At 61.9% G+C, this 15,930-nt stretch carries 14 protein-coding genes; 5 read left to right on the forward strand and 9 right to left on the reverse strand.

Annotated elements, in window-relative coordinates; all coding sequences use genetic code 11:
- Positions 1 to 72: 72 nt before the first annotated feature.
- Positions 73 to 525, forward strand: coding sequence for an Lrp/AsnC family transcriptional regulator (locus CIT25_RS22100; protein WP_023676441.1), 453 nt, complete (start codon positions 73 to 75; stop codon positions 523 to 525).
- A 98-nt stretch (positions 526 to 623) separates the two neighbouring features.
- Here CIT25_RS22100 and CIT25_RS22105 read toward each other — a convergent pair whose 3' ends face one another.
- A complete protein-coding gene (locus CIT25_RS22105; protein ID WP_095486650.1) occupies positions 624 to 1,823 on the reverse strand; it encodes a cytochrome-c peroxidase in 1,200 nt (399 codons plus the stop codon).
- 13 nt (positions 1,824 to 1,836) lie between these two features.
- Entirely contained in the window at positions 1,837 to 2,286 is a 450-nt protein-coding gene (locus tag CIT25_RS22110; protein WP_095486651.1) for a FixH family protein, read from the reverse strand.
- A gap of 153 nt (positions 2,287 to 2,439) precedes the next feature.
- Here CIT25_RS22110 and CIT25_RS22115 point away from each other — a divergent pair, with 153 nt between their 5' ends.
- The gene (locus CIT25_RS22115) at positions 2,440 to 3,360 is read left to right on the forward strand and encodes a sugar kinase (RefSeq protein ID WP_095486652.1); all 921 of its coding nucleotides are present in this window, start codon (positions 2,440 to 2,442) and stop codon (positions 3,358 to 3,360) included.
- Between the two features lie 63 nt (positions 3,361 to 3,423).
- Here CIT25_RS22115 and CIT25_RS22120 read toward each other — a convergent pair whose 3' ends face one another.
- Positions 3,424 to 4,458, reverse strand: coding sequence for a class I SAM-dependent methyltransferase (locus CIT25_RS22120; RefSeq protein WP_095486745.1), 1,035 nt, complete (start codon positions 4,456 to 4,458; stop codon positions 3,424 to 3,426).
- Positions 4,459 to 4,741: 283 nt separating this feature from the next.
- On the opposite strand from CIT25_RS22120, the gene CIT25_RS22125 reads away from it, so the two are divergent.
- On the forward strand, positions 4,742 to 6,763 hold the full coding sequence (locus CIT25_RS22125; protein ID WP_095486746.1) for a putative bifunctional diguanylate cyclase/phosphodiesterase: 2,022 nt from the start codon (positions 4,742 to 4,744) through the stop codon (positions 6,761 to 6,763).
- A gap of 166 nt (positions 6,764 to 6,929) precedes the next feature.
- Here the strand turns inward: CIT25_RS22125 and CIT25_RS22130 are convergent, their stop codons facing one another.
- Together CIT25_RS22130 and CIT25_RS22140 are read right to left on the reverse strand one after the other, a co-directional pair.
- Complete coding sequence (locus CIT25_RS22130; RefSeq protein WP_095486653.1) at positions 6,930 to 7,718, reverse strand: DUF899 domain-containing protein; 789 nt, start codon at positions 7,716 to 7,718, stop codon at positions 6,930 to 6,932.
- An 803-nt stretch (positions 7,719 to 8,521) separates the two neighbouring features.
- Positions 8,522 to 9,412 (reverse strand): AraC family transcriptional regulator, encoded by an 891-nt coding sequence (locus CIT25_RS22140; protein ID WP_095486655.1) that lies wholly within the window; start codon positions 9,410 to 9,412, stop codon positions 8,522 to 8,524.
- Positions 9,413 to 9,556: 144 nt separating this feature from the next.
- Here CIT25_RS22140 and CIT25_RS22145 point away from each other — a divergent pair, with 144 nt between their 5' ends.
- A complete protein-coding gene (locus tag CIT25_RS22145; protein WP_095486747.1) occupies positions 9,557 to 10,312 on the forward strand; it encodes an SDR family oxidoreductase in 756 nt (251 codons plus the stop codon).
- Between the two features lie 160 nt (positions 10,313 to 10,472).
- Here the strand turns inward: CIT25_RS22145 and CIT25_RS22150 are convergent, their stop codons facing one another.
- From CIT25_RS22150 to CIT25_RS22160, 3 genes are all read right to left on the reverse strand, one after another.
- Positions 10,473 to 11,504, reverse strand: coding sequence for an aldose epimerase family protein (locus CIT25_RS22150; RefSeq protein ID WP_095486656.1), 1,032 nt, complete (start codon positions 11,502 to 11,504; stop codon positions 10,473 to 10,475).
- 85 nt (positions 11,505 to 11,589) lie between these two features.
- Positions 11,590 to 13,047 carry an NAD-dependent succinate-semialdehyde dehydrogenase gene (locus CIT25_RS22155; RefSeq protein ID WP_095486657.1) on the reverse strand — a complete coding sequence of 486 codons (1,458 nt, stop codon included), beginning with the start codon at positions 13,045 to 13,047 and terminating at the stop codon, positions 11,590 to 11,592.
- Positions 13,048 to 13,250: 203 nt separating this feature from the next.
- Entirely contained in the window at positions 13,251 to 14,198 is a 948-nt protein-coding gene (locus tag CIT25_RS22160; RefSeq protein ID WP_095486658.1) for an AEC family transporter, read from the reverse strand.
- Between the two features lie 168 nt (positions 14,199 to 14,366).
- Here CIT25_RS22160 and CIT25_RS22165 point away from each other — a divergent pair, with 168 nt between their 5' ends.
- Positions 14,367 to 14,915 carry a histidine phosphatase family protein gene (locus CIT25_RS22165; RefSeq protein ID WP_095486748.1) on the forward strand — a complete coding sequence of 183 codons (549 nt, stop codon included), beginning with the start codon at positions 14,367 to 14,369 and terminating at the stop codon, positions 14,913 to 14,915.
- A 152-nt stretch (positions 14,916 to 15,067) separates the two neighbouring features.
- Here CIT25_RS22165 and CIT25_RS22170 read toward each other — a convergent pair whose 3' ends face one another.
- Positions 15,068 to 15,718, reverse strand: coding sequence for a glutathione S-transferase family protein (locus CIT25_RS22170; protein WP_095486659.1), 651 nt, complete (start codon positions 15,716 to 15,718; stop codon positions 15,068 to 15,070).
- Between the last annotated feature and the right edge of the window lie 212 nt (positions 15,719 to 15,930).

Genomic DNA, 15,930 nt, shown 5'->3' on the forward strand with positions numbered 1-15,930 from the left:
CCAAAGAAATCGACAGTGCAGGCCGATTGATCTATCATGATGACTGATCCCCGCCAATTGACCAGAATTTCAATGACAGAAGACCAATTGGACCGCATCGACAGGAACATCCTGTCGGCGCTAGGCAGCAATGGCCGGCTTTCCATGTCGGAACTCGCGGCAAAAGTCGGGCTGTCGAAGACGCCGGTGCAGGCGCGGGTCAAGCGGCTGGAAAAGGACGGCTTTATCAGGGGCTACCAGGCGATCATCGACCGCGAGCGCATGGGCGAAGGCCATGTCGCTTTCGTCCAGGTGAAACTGTCGGACACCCGCTCAGCCGCGCTCGATGCGTTCAACCGCGCGGTGCAGGCGGTGCCGGAGATCGAGCAGTGCCATATGATGGCGTCGAGCTTCGACTATCTGCTGAAGGTCCGCACCACGGACATCGCCGCCTATCGCCGTGTGCTCGGCGAGCGCATCTCGGCCCTGCCCCACGTCGCCCAGACCTCGACCTTCGTGGCGATGGAGACGGTGAAAGACCGGTAGGCGCGCTGTTGCGGTAACGTCGGCGGGACAGCGCCCCTCTGTCCTGCCGGACAGAGGGGGGCGCGAAGGATCGCTACCGAGTAGCCTTTCTGAGCCGTTCACTCGGCCAGCGTCTTCAGGAACGCCACCACCGCCCCACGCTCGCGGTCCGAAAGCTGCAGTGGGTGGACCTCGGACACACCCTCGACACTGGTCGGCGCCTTCGAATAATGCGCCACCACTTCGTCAAGCGACGAGAACTGCCCGGCATGCATGTAAGGCGGCCGGGTGGCGGCGCCGCGCAGCGACGGTGTCTTGTAGGCGCGGACCAGTTCCGGTCCGGCCTTGACCATGAAGCGCAGCTCGCCGCAGGCGCTGGCGTCGCCATCGCGAAAGGCGCCGAAACAGTTGAACGGATCGGCCTCGACTTGGCGTACCGCATCTATGCGGCCGCGATCCGGCGGCAAATTCGCAACCGGCGGCACGCCGGTGTTGTGAAAACTGCTGTCGGTGAAGCGCGGCCCGGTGTGGCATGTCACGCAACTGGCTTTGCCGATGAACAGTTTCAGCCCGAGGATTTCCTCAGGCGAAAAGGCATCGTCGCCTTGCGGCTGTATACCGGTAGCCAAGGCGGCGGCGAACCGGTCGAAGCGCGTCTGCGGCGGCGCGATCGATCGCTCGAAGGCGGCGATCGCCTTGCCGATATTGGCGAAGACGCGGTTGACGGCCTCGGCCTGCGCAGCGGACATGGCGTTCCACGCCGCTTTCTCGGCATCGCTGCCGAGCGGACTGGCATTGGCCGGCACGGTCGAAAGGTCGGGCAGCGGCCCGAAGATGCGCTCATAGCGCTCGCCGAATCGCGCCTTGATATAGTGCGCGTAGGCGGCGCGATTGCCGGCCTGCTCCAGCGGATTTTCCAGCGGCGTCAGCGCCTGCGCCCAAAGACTGTCGCGCCGCCCGTCCCAGAAGAACCATGGATCATGCGCGACGCCGGCCAGCGGCATGGTGCGCCGGTTGGTGCGGCCGACGCCGACCGCTTGCGGCAGGTCGTCCTGGAACTGCCGGTCGATCTTGTGGCAGGTCGAGCAGGAAACCTTGCCATCGCCGCTCATCCCGACCTCGAAGAACAGCGTCGAGCCAAGCGCGGCGGCGGCCGGCACATCGGCGAAGCGGTTGGTGGTGTCGGTTTTCAGCGGCGGCAGCGCCGACAGTGCCAGTGAGGCGATGGTCTTCTTTTCGGCATCGGAAAACTCCGGCTTGCCGCAGCCGGCAAGCACGGCCATCGCCAGCAGCGCGAGAAGACGCGAGAATCGGCTCATCTTGCTCTAGCGCTCACAGCAGCACATTGAAGACGACCGTGTCGGATCCGGCCGCCGCGGAAATGGCGAAATGCAATTGCCACAATCCGCTCATCGTGAATTTCACCCCGTCGATGCGATAGCACCCGTTGCCCAGGTAGTCGGTCGCCTGCGGGCTGGTCGGCAGGCCGTGCCTGTGCTGCGGCATGCCCCCGGAAATCGTGATCGCTGCCCCTTCCACCGGGGTTCCCGCACCTGTCTTGAGGGTCAGCAGCCAGGATTGCAGCTCGCCTTGCCGGATAGCGCCCCGCTCCGGTTCGAAACTGGCCACAAACAGCCCGTGCGCTGTCTTTTTCGAGCGCGCAATCTCGGAGCTGGCAAGCCGAGGCGCTTGCGGCGCCGTCAGATAGACGGCGGCAAGAATGCCAGCCAGCAAGGCGGCCAGACCAAGACCTGCCAAAACATAACGCCATAACGATGCCAAACCGTTTCCTCTTCCGGAGATAACGTCTCGCTGGGCAGATTGCGTCCCGCCGCTCAGTTGAGAAAACACATCTGGCGCAAAATCCGCTGACGCCAAGCATGGCGCTGCCGGCCGCAAAAAGCTACAGCACCGGAATCACGCGGAGAGAGATACATGACAGGAAACGGCGTCGCCTCGATCGGTGAATGCATGCTCGAACTTTCAGGCCAGGCCGGGCCGAACTGGCGCATGGGCTTTGCCGGCGACACGTTCAACACACTGTGGGCGCTGCATGCGCTGAGCGGCGACCGGCCGGCAACCTATGTGTCGGCCTTCGGCGACGACCCGTTCTCGCGCGACCAGATCGGTTTCTTCGGCGAAAATGGCATCGGCATCGGCGCCAGCCCGATCATAGCAGGCGCCCGGCCCGGCCTCTATGCGATCACGCTGACCGGCGCCGAACGCTCCTTCACCTATTGGCGCGGTGATGCGGCCGCACGGCAGCTTGCCTCCGACGCGGTTGCCTTGGCGAAAAGCCTTGAAAATCAGGCGCTTGTTTACTTCTCCGGAATCACTTTGGCAATTCTGAACGACGGCGCGCGCAAGACCCTGCTGGCGGCGGTGGCCAAGGCGCGCGCCGCCGGCTCGCTTGTCGCCTTCGATCCCAACTACCGGCCGCGGTTGTGGCACCGGCGCGAGGAAGCGCAGGCAGCGATCCTCGATGCGCTCGCAGTCACCGACATCGCGCTGCCGACCTTTCCCGACGAGCAAATGCTGTTCGGCGACGCCGCACCGCAGGCAACCGCCGAGCGGCTGGGAGAGCTGGTCGGCGAAGTCGTCGTCAAGAATGGCGAGGAGCCGGCACTGATCGCCGCAAGCGGAATGCTACGGCCCGTTCCGGCCGTGCATGTCACCGCCCCCGTCGACACGACCGGCGCCGGCGATTCCTTCAATGGCGCCTATCTCGCCGCCCGGCTTGCCGGTCATGCCCCGACCGAGGCCGTGCTGCGCGCGCATCGCGTCGCCGCAGCTGTCGTCCAGGTGCGCGGCGCGCTGGCGCCGTTCGAGACGTTAAGGGCAGCGTTCGAAGATTAGCATCAAAACGCAATCAGACCGGCTGCCGCCAATGGGCGGCAACCTTGCAGCCCAAGGCGGTCGCTATCCGCGCTTTTCGATGACGCCATATAGGACGTTGCGGTTCTCGCCAAAGAACACCTGCGCCTCGACGGTGTTGCGGTCGACGCTGGCATTGATGATGTCCCACATATCGGCCTCCGACCGCAGCAGCAGCAGCCAGTTCATGAACGTCTCCCGGTAGCCGGCGTCGGGGTTGCCCTCTGCGTAGTTCGCGAACAGGAATGTCCCGTTCGGCTTCAACATCTGCAGGCAGGTCTTCGTGAGCTTCACGGCGACGTTGTGCGCAAGGTAGTCGTAGAGGCCAGAGGCGTAGATGAAGTCGAACTTGCCAAGCTTGTGGCCCCTCGTGAGCACGGTTCGTACCGAGCCGTCGATGGCCTCGACCGCGGTGCCCTGGAAGTCGCGCGTGATCAATCCAACGCTCTGAGGATCCTGATCGAGCGCAACCCAGCGCTTGAGACGGCCCTCTTGTAAGGCGGCCGAGCGATTGGCCTCCCGTAAATGGCCGGCCGCAATCGCCAGGACCTCGGCTTGCGGTCCATTCTTGGCCGCAATCTCATCGACATACCGGGTTAAAAGATCGCGTCGCTCCCGTGCCGCGATGCACGACGGTACATCCTTGGTGTGGCTATAGAGTGCCTTGCCGATCTCCGAGGCGCTTGCCACGCTCTCGGCCACGTGCGGATCACAATAGATATAGTCGAGCAACTGCGCGTCGCCAGAATAACCTCTTGGCTTGTCATGGGACCACCGCGTGAGCGGATCCTCGAGAAAGTACTCCAAGATCGGGTGGTTCTGCACTACCGGTATCAATGCTTGCCAAACGTCCGGATGAACCTTGGAACGGGTTGCGTCGAGGTACGACATCAGCCGACGGATGATCTCCGCCGGGTCCTTTCGTTGCTCGACTTGCTGGTGTGTCGCGTGGAGAATGAGCGCAAGCTCTACGCGGGCGGTTTCGAACGCTTCGCTGTGAAGACCGAGCTTTCTTCGAGGGAGACTGGCGGCGATCATCTCGGCAGTAATCAGACTTTTGCCATCAAGGATGGTTGCCACCGCAGACTCCATAATTACAATTAGTTAGATATTATCTAGATATTGCGTAAAATTTTATCTTTGCCAAGGCACATCCCTGGCATTTTAGCGGTGTCGTTAATTTCCCGCCAACCATCCTAGTTGTTTGAACGCCTTGCGGTTCGGATTCCCGATACGAGTTAACGAAAACCTATTTGCGCGGCTGCATATTGTTTGCGAGGCGCCGCAATCGCTGTCGCCTGAGGAGTCGGCCGGCGTGGGGGCAGAAGCTAAAAATGAGTTCGGAATGCAAAGCCCGGTTCAAATGGGGTTTGTGGTGACGAGCGACTCCGCGTCATCCGCATTGGCCGATATAGCCGATGCGGAACCGTTCGAACCGCGCTACGAGCCGCGGTCCGACGAACTCCGCAACCTCTACCGAAAGGAATCCCAAGCGACGCGACGAACGGACGCTAGGCCAGGGCTATGGATCGCCGTTGCCATCTATCTGCTGTTTTCAGCAACCGATCTGCTGCTGATTCCGGATGTGGCAATCTATACGATCACGGCACGCTTCGTGGTCGGAGTAACTGCGCTCCTGATCTTGGAAGCACAACTTCGCCAGGGAGTCGGAACGGAATGGATTGACGTGACTTGCGCCGGAGCCATCATCTTTGGCTATGTTGGCTGGTTGTGCCCAGCGGTTATGGGTGCGGACAAGGAAAGCGTCTCTTATTATATGGTTTTCGGCACCATCTTCATGATGAGCGCTAATCTATTTTTCACATTTAAATTCAACGTGTCTATTGTAACTTCTGCTATAATATTGGTAATTTTGTATATCGTAAACTATTTTGTACCATCCACATTAACTTACAAAATGGTATTTGGAACATTCTATATCTCATGCTTCACATTTACATCTTACGTAAACTGGAAGCTGAACGAGGAGCGCTACAACGTCTTCCTGAATGCCCTCGAAGCCAAAATCCAGCACAAGGAAGCCACCGAGCGCGGACAGGCGCTGTTGAACCTGTCGAGAACCGATCCGCTTACAGGTCTGGAGAATCGGCGGGCGATTGACGAGAAGCTGCGGGACTACTGGAGCGACTGGCAGAGGTCTGGCAGCAGTTTTGTGGCGATCCTCATCGACGTGGACTTCTTCAAAAGGTTCAATGACTTTTACGGGCATCAAGAAGGTGACCGCTGCCTGATTCTTGTCGCCAATGCCCTTGCCGATATGATTAAGCAGCACAATGGCTCAATCGGCCGCTACGGCGGGGAAGAATTCATTGTCCTGGCGCGCATGGAGAAAAGAGAACAGGTCGCAGATATTGTGGAAGCCATCCGAAGCACGGTGGAGAACCTCGCGCTTCCCCACGAGCACCGGAGAGACGGTACCTCGGTTGTAACGGTGAGCGTTGGCGCTGCCTTCACCAGGGTCCAGACCGGCGCCAAGCTGGAAAAAATCATCCACGAGGCCGACCGCGCGCTCTATCTGGCAAAAGCAGGCGGTCGAAATTGTACGTGGCTGTTCGATCCAAACGATCCCCAGAGCAGCGATGAGAGCGAGAATATTGCGGCTTTGCTGAAGATCGCGATCGGCCAGGATCTCGTTTCACTCGTCTATCAGCCTATCCAAAATGTCGCGTCGGGCCGAGTTGAAGCCGTCGAGGCTCTGATGCGCCTCAAAATGCTGGATGGCACGTCGGTTCCGCCGAGCCTCTTCATTCCCGTCGCGGAACGAACTGGCGCTGTCCTGGCGCTCGGGCGCTGGGCAATTAGGACAGTGTGCACTGAGCTTCTGGCGGACGATCACGTCCGTGTCGTCAGCGTCAACGTCTCTCCAATTCAGCTCAAGACGCCCGGCTTCGCAACCTCTGTTGCGGCCATTTTGAGCGAGACCGGCGTAGCCGGCAGCAGGCTGGCCTTCGAAATCACCGAAGGGCTCGAGATGGAGATGCACTCCGACATTCTTCGCTGCATCAGCGACCTAAAGCTGCTAGGGATCAGGATATGGCTTGATGACTTCGGGACCGGCTTCGCGGGCCTCTCATGGCTTCGTCTAATCGATTTCGATACCGTGAAGATTGACCGCTCGTTTCTTCATGATTGCGGCTCCCCCAGAGGCAAGGCAATGCTGCAAGACATTATTGCGCTGGTCCGAAATCGCGGCCATAAAATCCTGGTCGAAGGGGTGGAAACCGACAAGCAGATGGCCTTCATACGTGAATTCGACATAGATGAAATCCAAGGCTTTCATGTCGGCCGCCCTGCTCCCGCCGCGAGCTTTCGAGCGAGACCGGCCACCCACAAACGCCCTTTTCTGGTCGTTAAGTCCGCATGAATAGCGGCAGAGCGATCTGAGTAGCTGCAAGCCGTCGCCGCCGCAGAAGCGCGCTGAAGACCGGGCACTATTTAACTCACAATCGAACTCACTCAGGAGCGGGCGGCGGATCGGTGGCCCTCAGACCGGCCGTCGCCGTCCGCCCGATTCACCGAACAGGCCTGGCTCACGCCTTCGTGCTGGCCTCCCGGAACGCCGCCTCTCCGGCGTCCGATACCTCGACCCATTTCTTGTCGGCCGCTGCGTCGGAGCCGTAGCTGTCGTGCCAGTTCCACCAATTGTAGGCCGGGGTCTGAGGATAGCCTTCGGGCGAGTCCTCCCAGACCTCCTGCCGGCCCAGCGGCGTGATGTCGAGGTAGTTCCAGGTGCCCCCCATCTGTTCGTCGCCGCGGTTGTCGATGAAGTAGGTGCGGAACACGCGGTCGCCGTCGCGGATGAACACGTTGTGACCATGCCACTCGTCCACGCCGAAATCGGCGTCGAAGCTGTCGGTGATGGTGAACCACGGTATCTCCCAGTCCATCCGCGCCTTCAGCCGCGTGATGTCCGCCTGCGGCGCACGCGAGACGAAGACGAGGGTGGTGTCGCGGGCGTTCAGGTGGGCGACATGGGCGACCTGGTCGGCCACCAGGGAGCAGCCGCGGCAGGCATGGTCGGGCCAGCCGAACACTCCCGGCTCGAAGAAGGCGCGGTAGACGATCAGCTGACGCCGACCGTTGAACAGGTCGAGCAGGCTCACCTTTCCGTCAGGCCCCTCGAACGCATACGTCTTCTCCACCGCCATCCACGGCATCCGCCGGCGCTCGGCGGCCAGTGCGTCACGGGCGCGGGTCTGGGCCTTTTCCTTCACGAGCAGCTTCTCGCGGGCCGCCTCCCACGCCTGCGGCGACACGACCGGTGGTGTGTGCATGGCAGGCTGTCCGCTCTTCCGTCCGTTTCCGGCTGATGCAGTCATGGCTTTGATACCTCCTGATTTGGGCGAAACCCCGCGCCTCGTTGGCCGAAGCGCGGTTTCATTCGCTGCTCTTCGCTCATGGTTAGGCATGAGGTAGTTTGGCACCGGAGAGCGGACAGCGGGAGTAACAAGTGTGGCGCTATTCCAATGGCGCCGCTGATCCCAGCCGCGGCCTGCGCAGAAGCGGGTGCTCCTGCGCCCACGCTTCAAGATATCGCGACGGCCCAGCACGGCCGCTTTCCGGGGCGGCGCCGGCGATCGACAACGGCGCTCCCGCTGTTACAGACGTAACCAAATTCCGTTCCGCTGAAATCATTCCGTAGCGAGATTCTCCGAGACAACGACGTTCTCGACACGAGAGCCGCGGAGCGCGAAGGAACTTTTTCCCTTTTGTTCACGCACAGCCGAACAGCCCGAAACCACGTGGCACGCTCCCAACCCGCAAACTCAAAATGGGAGACTAAAAATGGCTCACACGAAAACTCGCTCCGGCCGCGGCGCACCCAGCCGCCGCTTGTTTGGGTCAAGGCTGAAAAGCGTAGCAATAATCATCGTTGCCTTCAGGACGTGGCGAGAGAACGTCGCAAGACGCAGGGCCCTAGCGGATTTGACGCCCGATCAGCTGAAGGACATCGGTCATCCAGAGGCCCATGAACCTGTGCTCGACGTCGTTAAGGCCGCTCAGACCACGAACTTGATGTCGATGAGGTAAGATCAGCGCGCCAACTGTCGGCGCGGACGAGCAGGCGCAGCGCTCGCTTCGGCAAGCTCGGCGCGTAGCGAGCGAAGCTGCCGAAGGCACCTCAAGCGGCGGCCAAGTTTCTGCCTCTCGCTTCTTTCGCATCCCGAACAGGCGTCCGGCCGAACAGACGACCATATTCCCGGGTGAACTGCGACACGCTTTCATAGCCGACCGCGAACGCTGCGCTGCTCGCAGTCTTTCCCTCCGACAGCATCAGCCGCCTCGCCTCAATCAGGCGCAACTGTTTCTGGAATTGCAAGGGAGAGAGCGAGGTTACTGCGCGAAAGTGCTGGTGGAATGACGACATACTCATTCCGGCCACAGCCGCCAGGCGCTCGACTGGCAAAGACCGCGCGAACTCTGCCCGAAGCACTGCGACCGCGCGCGCCACTCGCCGCATTTGGCCGTCTGGCCACCCCAGACGACGGATCGCCGACCCGTGCCGCCCGGCCAGCAGCCAATAGTGCATCTCGCGCACAAGCTGGGCCTGTAGCACCGGGACCGATGTCGGGCGATCGAGCAGCCGCATCAAACGCAGGGCCGCGTCGGCAACCTCGGCGTCAGTCGGGTCAACCCGCACGGGCGCGTGGTCGGCCACATGCTGGGCGTCTATTTGCTCACTCAGCTCCGCGATGACCGCCGGATCGAGTTCCAGAACAAGCGAGTAGTAGGGAGCAGCGGCGCTGGCGCGGGTGATCTGGCTCACCGTCGGCACGTCCGCCGTGATCAGCAGCGAATCTCCGGCGGAGAAGGCGAAGCCCTGAGTACCCATCGTGACGTGCTTACTCCCCTGTACCACCAGACAGGCGAGCGGTCGGGAGATGTCGTAGACCAGGCCGCTAGGCGCCGTCGCCCGCACCGTGTTGAGACGCGGTATCGGGGTATGCGCAATGCCGTCTGGGCCGGCATTGGTGTCTGCATGGCGGCGGACGGCATTGAGGAGTGCGGTCATGGACCAAAACTATTCCTTTGCTGCCCGACACGCAAAGCATTTTGGAGGATTAGGCAAAAACGGTCGAGCATCCGGCAACAAAAGCCTGCCCGTTGGGCCGATATCGGCGTGGCCACAGCAGTGGTGCAAACAAAGGAGCAGGCCATGACCAAGATCACGCTCATTACTGGCGCCAGCCGCGGGCTCGGGCGCAACACCGCACTCAGCATCGCACGCCGCGGCGGTGACGTTGTCCTCACCTACCATAGCCGGAGTGAAGACGCTCGGGCCGTTGTCGCGGAGATTCAGGCAACGGGTCGCAGGGCAGTCGCCCTGCAACTCGACACCGGTGACGTTGCCACCTTCGCTTCTTTCACTGAGCGCCTGCAGGCGGCATTGCGCGAGACCTGGCAGCGCGAGACGTTCGATCATCTGGTGAACAATGCCGGCCATGGCGACATGGCAATGATCGCAGAGACGACGGAGGCGCAGTTCGACCGGCTGGTCAATGTCCACTTCAAGGGGGTGTTCTTCCTCACCCAAAAGCTGCTGCCGCTGATCGCGGACGGCGGCCGTATCGTGAACCTCTCCTCGGGCCTCACCAGGATGTCCTATCCGGGCTTCGCCGCCTACTCGGCAGTGAAGGGCGCGGTCGAGGTGCTCAGCGTTTACATGGCGAAGGAGTTGGGCGCCCGCGGCATCGCCGTCAACACGGTGGCGCCGGGCGCGATCGAAACTGATTTCCTTGGCGGCGCTGTCCGCGACATGCCCGACCTCAACAAGGTGTTCGCAGATATGATTGCACTCGGCCGCGTCGGCATGCCGGACGACATCGGGCCAATGATCGCCAGCTTGTTATCCGAGGACAATCGCTGGGTGAATGCCCAGCGGATCGAAGTGTCCGGCGGCCAAGCCATTTGACGAAGCAGGTACCACACCGTTGATTGGCGTCAGGTCCGTTGGGAGCGTCTGCTCCTTGGAGCGGACCTGCTGTCTCGGCCAGGCCGTCTGCCTAGACGGCGGACATGATCCCTTTCCGAACCGAAGGTAAGCACCGTAAAATCCGGTACCGGCTTCCAGGTCATGCGTAAGGCAGCCGGAACCGGTATTCCGTCACATGGTGATAGATCTGGCCCGGCCATAGCGTGGCCTGTGGGAAATATGGCCGGTTCGGCGCGTCCGGCCAGACCTGCGGCTCCAGGCAGAAGCCCGAAAAAGCCTTGTAATGACGTCCCTCAAGTCCCGGCGAAGGTGGCGCCAGATACTGGCCGGTATAGAGCTGGACGCCCGGCTCCGTGGTCCAGAGCTCCATCTCGACGCCGGAATTCGCGCCCTGCGCCCATGACGCCTGCCTGAGCGGCCCGCGCGTCGCGGCAAGGCAGAAATTCTGGTCGTAGGCAAGCTGCTTGCCCTCGCTCTCCATGCGCAGCGGCCGCGCCTGGCGGAAATCGAACGGCGTGTCGTCGACCGGCTTCACGACGCCGGTCGGGATCAGGTCGCCATCGACCGGAAGATAGGCGCCGGCGTTCAGCATCAGCCGGTGGTCGAGAATGTCGCCGGCGCCGCCGTCATCCAGGTTGAAATAGGAATGCTGGGTGAGGTTGCACAGCGTCGGCTCCTCGCAGGTGGCGGTCATCTCGACGCTGAGCGTGCCGGGGATTTTCAGCCGGTAGGTGCAGGTCACGTCGAGCGCGCCGGGAAAGCCCATCGTGCCGTCGGGATCATGCAAGGTCAGGGTGACAAAATCCCTGCCATGCAGCGAAACCTCCCATGGCCGGTGGGAAAAACCTTGCGAGCCGCCATGCAGCGTGTGCTTGTCGAGGAAGTTGCGCTCGGTCTGGTAGCGCTGGCCGGCGATGGTGAAGCGGCCATCGCGGATGCGGTTGGCATAGCGCCCGACGACGGCACCGAAGAAGGCCGTATCCGTTTCATAGGGTTCGAAACTGTCATAGCCGAGCACCAGCGGCGCATCGTGCCCGGCCAGGCGCAGATCCTGGATGATGGCGCCCAGCCCGATGATGTTGGCGGTTAGACCGCCGCCGCGGATGGTGAAGCGGCGGACGGCCTCGCCCGTCTGCGTCGTGCCAAAGACCTCGCCGTCCTTCATCGCCATGCCCGAAACGCCAGTTGGTTGATCGATCCCCGCCTGACCTCTCGGGCCGGCTTGGGTCCATTGATGGTCAACAGACCCTGCCCAATCAGAGGCCGAGGCCGCCGATGCAGACATATTTGGTGTCGAGATAATCCTCGATGCCCTGATGTCCGCCTTCCTTGCCGAGGCCCGATTCCTTGACGCCGCCGAACGGCGCCTCAGGCGTGGTGATGAGGCCTTCATTGACCCCGACCATGCCGTATTTCAGCCCTTCCATGACCCGGAAGGCGCGGCCGAGATCGCCCGTGTAGAAATAGCAGGCGAGGCCGAATTCGGTGTCGTTGGCGAGTGCCACGGCTTCCTCTTCGGTTTCGAACTTGAACACGGGTGCTACCGGGCCAAAGATCTCTTCCTTCATGAAGCGCATCTCCGGCGTCGCATCGGCGATCACCGTCGGCTGGAAGAACGAACCGCCCAGCGCATGGCGCTTGCCGCCGGCGACGACCTTGCCGCCCTTGGCGGTGGCATCGGCGATCAGTTCCTCGACTTTTTCGACCGCTTTCTCATCGATCAGCGGCCCCTGCTGCACGCCGTCCTCGAGGCCGGAACCGACCTTTAGCCCGTTGCTGGCGGCGGCGAGCTTTTCGACGAACTTGTCATAGACGCCAGCCTGAACCAGGAAGCGGTTGGTGCAGACGCAGGTCTGGCCGGAATTGCGGTATTTGGCGGTGATCGCGCCGGCGACGGCACGCTCGATGTCGGCGTCGTCGAAGACGATGAACGGTGCGTTGCCGCCGAGCTCCATCGACACCTTCTTGACGGTGACGGACGATTTCTGGATCAGGATCTTGCCGACCTCGGTCGAGCCGGTGAAGGTGATCTTCTTGACCAGCGGGTTGGCGCAGATCTCGTCGCCGATCTCGCCGGCGGCGCCGGTCAGGATGTTGATGACACCTTTGGGGAAGCCGACTTCCTCGGCGAGCGCGCCCCAGGCGAGGCCGGAATAAGGCGTCTGCGAGGCCGGCTTGACGACCGCGGTGCAGCCGGCTGCAAGCGCCGGGCCGAGCTTGCGGGCCAGCATCGAGGACGGGAAATTCCACGGCGTGATGGCGGCGATGACGCCGACCGGCTCCTTGGTCACCAGGATGCGGCGGTCCGCCCAGGGCGACGGCACGACATCGCCATAAGTGCGGCGGCCTTCTTCGGCGAACCACAGGATGTAGGACGCGGCCGAACCGATCTCGCCCTTCGATTCGAACAGCGACTTGCCCTGCTCGATGGTCAAGAGCTCGGCCAGCACATCCTGATTGTCCATCATCGCGTCATGCAGCTTGCGCAGCAACTTCGAACGCTCGAGCGCGGTGGTCTTGCGCCATGTCTTGAAGGCGGCGTCGGCAGCTTCGATGGCGCGGCGCGTCTCGACCTTGCCCGACTTCGGCACAGTGCCAATCTTGAGGCCTGTGGCCGGATTGTTGACGTCGACCGTCTGGCCGCTGTCGGCCTGCACCCACTCGCCATTGATGAGATTGGCCTGGCGCATGAAATGGCTGGTTTTCTGAAGCATGGTCTAGCCTCCGTTCGGCGCGCTGACGGGCCGGTATCTGGATTTCTTTGGTGGGCGTGCGCAATGGCATCGATGCCGGCACGCCTGGAGCCACTGCTCTTTACCTAGGGCAAGCCCCGCAATCAATCGCAAGATGGCATATAGGGTTTGGGCCAGCGCAAGGCGAGGCCGATTTGCGCCCAAATTGCTATCCAAACACGTTGCTATCCGAACACGTGGACGACCACCGTCAGCCAGAACGCCGTGGTGACGACGGCGCAGGCGGTGGCGATGGTCATCTGGTTCGATGCCAATGCCTGGCCGGTGTTGAATTGCGTCGCAATCAGGTAGGAATTGACCCCGGATGGCAGCGCGGCCGCCACCACCGCCACCTTCGCCGACAGCGGCGGCAGCCCAAGTAGCCAGACCAGGCCGAGCGCGACGGCCGGCATCAGCAGCAGCTTCAGCGCCGACAGCGCCAGCGCCGGCCGCACGTTGCCGGAGATGCCGAAACGGCACAGGCCAAGCCCCATTGCAAACAGCGCGACCGGTCCGGCGATGTTGGCCAACGCGTCGACCAGCCGGACTGCCAACGCCGGCAGCGGCAGATCGGCGATACGCCACACCCACCCGGCCAGGATGCCGATGATCAGCGGATTGGAGAGCATCTTTCGAAAGAAGCGCCGGATGATGCGCAGCGGATGCACATGCTCGTCACCGCGGCCAAAGATTTCAAACAGGATGATCGATGCCATGATCATCGTCGGCAGATGCACGGAAATCAGCAGCGACAGCACTTCGAATCCACTTGGCCCGAATGTGCCGAGGACGAACGGGATGCCGAGCAGGACGAGATTGGAAAAAGCCGACGACACGCCGCCAACGACCCCTGCACGCGCATCGCGCCCGAACACCCGTGTGGTGACCAGATGGCCTGCAGCCCACGTGACTGCCGCCGCTGTGAAATAGGCTCCCCAGAACGACCATGGCGCGGTGCCATGGAAATCGGCATTCACCATGGTGCGGAACAGAAGCAGCGGCATCGCCACCCCGACAGCGAATTCGGCAATGGTCTCGCCCGCCTCGGCCTTCAAATAGCCGGTGAGCCCGGCGAGATAGCCGAGCGCGACAAGACCGAAGACAAAAAGGACGGTTTCGATGAGTGGAGACATTTTTCTCCTGATAGGCGAGCCGCGATCGCAGTGCAATCGCCCCCACCTTCCGAAGCGTTCTGTCCTCGCAAACAGCCGGGATTGGTCGTGCCTTGTCTTTCAGCCGGCTTTGCCGTCCCTATATCAGGTCACCGGAACCCACCTGCGGTGACCGGAAAAGGACGTCTGATGCTTCGATTTGTGCTGGCTCTACTGCTGCTCGTCGTTCCCGCCGCGGTCCATGCGACTGAAGCCGGCTGGGCGCTGTTGCGCGACGGCGGACATGTGGTGCTGCTTCGCCATGCCATGGTCACCGGCACTACCGATCCGGCGAATTTCGACATCGAGAAATGCGCGACCCAGGTCAACCTCTCGGTGCGTGGCAAGCAGCAAGCACGCAAGATCGGCGCGCTGTTCGCCGCCCGCGCCGCGCCCATAGAGCGCATGCTGTCCAGCCGCTATTGCCGCAGCCTCGACACCGCCCGCATCGCGTTCAGAGCGGAGCCCGAACCGTTCGCGCCGCTTGACCTGCTTAAGACCGACCCGAGCGAGAAAGCCGCCCAGCTCGAGGCGGTCATGACCGAGATTCGTAATTATTCCGGCTCCGACAATGTGGTCATGGTCACCCATCTGGAAAACATAATGGCCCTCACCGGCATCTCGCCGCGCGAAGGCGAAGCCGTGATCGTCGAGCCGCAAGGCGACGGCCTGCGCGTGCTCGGTCGCGTCACCTTCTAATCCGCGCTGGAGCTGGTTGAAGCGTTCGCTAGTGGTGAAAATCTAACGCTTGGTACGCTAACTGGAATACCGGTTCCGACCATTCTCACACACATCTACCGCCTAAAGCTGCACATCCGCGCCGATAGGCTCAAATGACCAGAGCGGCCTCGTCAGCTGGTCGATGCGGCAGTGAAAACCGCCAATTGAGCGTCGAAAGCACGCTTGAAGGCCGGCCGCGCTTCGCCGCGGGCTAAATAGGCGGAGAGGTTCGGATATTCGTCCAGTATCCCCGATCCGTTCAACCTTCGCAGGACCCCCACCATCATGAGGTCGCCGGCGCTGAACGCACCATCGAGCCAGTCGGCATCGCCCAGGTGAGCGGAAAGATCGGCTAGCCGCTTACGGATGCGATCCTCAACCCTAGGCAGACGCTTTTCGTGCCAGGTCTCGTCGCGCTCCAGCAGCACGGCTGTTTCCCGTTCAAGGATCGGCGGCTCCAGCGTGCTAACCGCGGCAAACATCCATGTGATCGCGCGCGCCCGGGCATTCGCATCGTCTGGCAACAGGCCACCATGGCGCTCCGCGATGTGGAACACGATCGCCCCCGACTCGAACAAGGCGAGATCGCCTTCTTCATAGGTCGGAATCTGCCCGAAAGGATGAAGCGCACGATGCGCGGGTTTCTTCATCTCGCTGAACGAAACAAGACGAACGTCGTAAGGTTGATCCACTTCTTCGAGCGCCCAACGAACACGCATGTCACGTGCCTGTCCCCTGCCGCGGTCGGGCGACCGTTCAAAGGCTGTAATGGTGGGGGTCATTGGAAGCTCCGGGTGATTACATGAGGCTGTCGGTTAGGTATTCGGTTCTTGCGCTTTGCGTGCAGAGGACGAACGACCGGCGCGGCTCCCGACAACTTACCTCGTTTTCGTTGACCATGGGATTTCGCGGTCCGAACCTTAGCTGCGCGCTCCCTAGGCCTTTGAGCGCGGTTTATTGTGGCCGGAGGGCTGTTCTACGGCATGTACGCTGA

Origin of the sequence: Mesorhizobium mediterraneum (genome assembly GCF_002284565.1) — a bacterium.
In the GTDB taxonomy this organism is placed as follows: Bacteria; Pseudomonadota; Alphaproteobacteria; order Rhizobiales; family Rhizobiaceae; genus Mesorhizobium; species Mesorhizobium mediterraneum.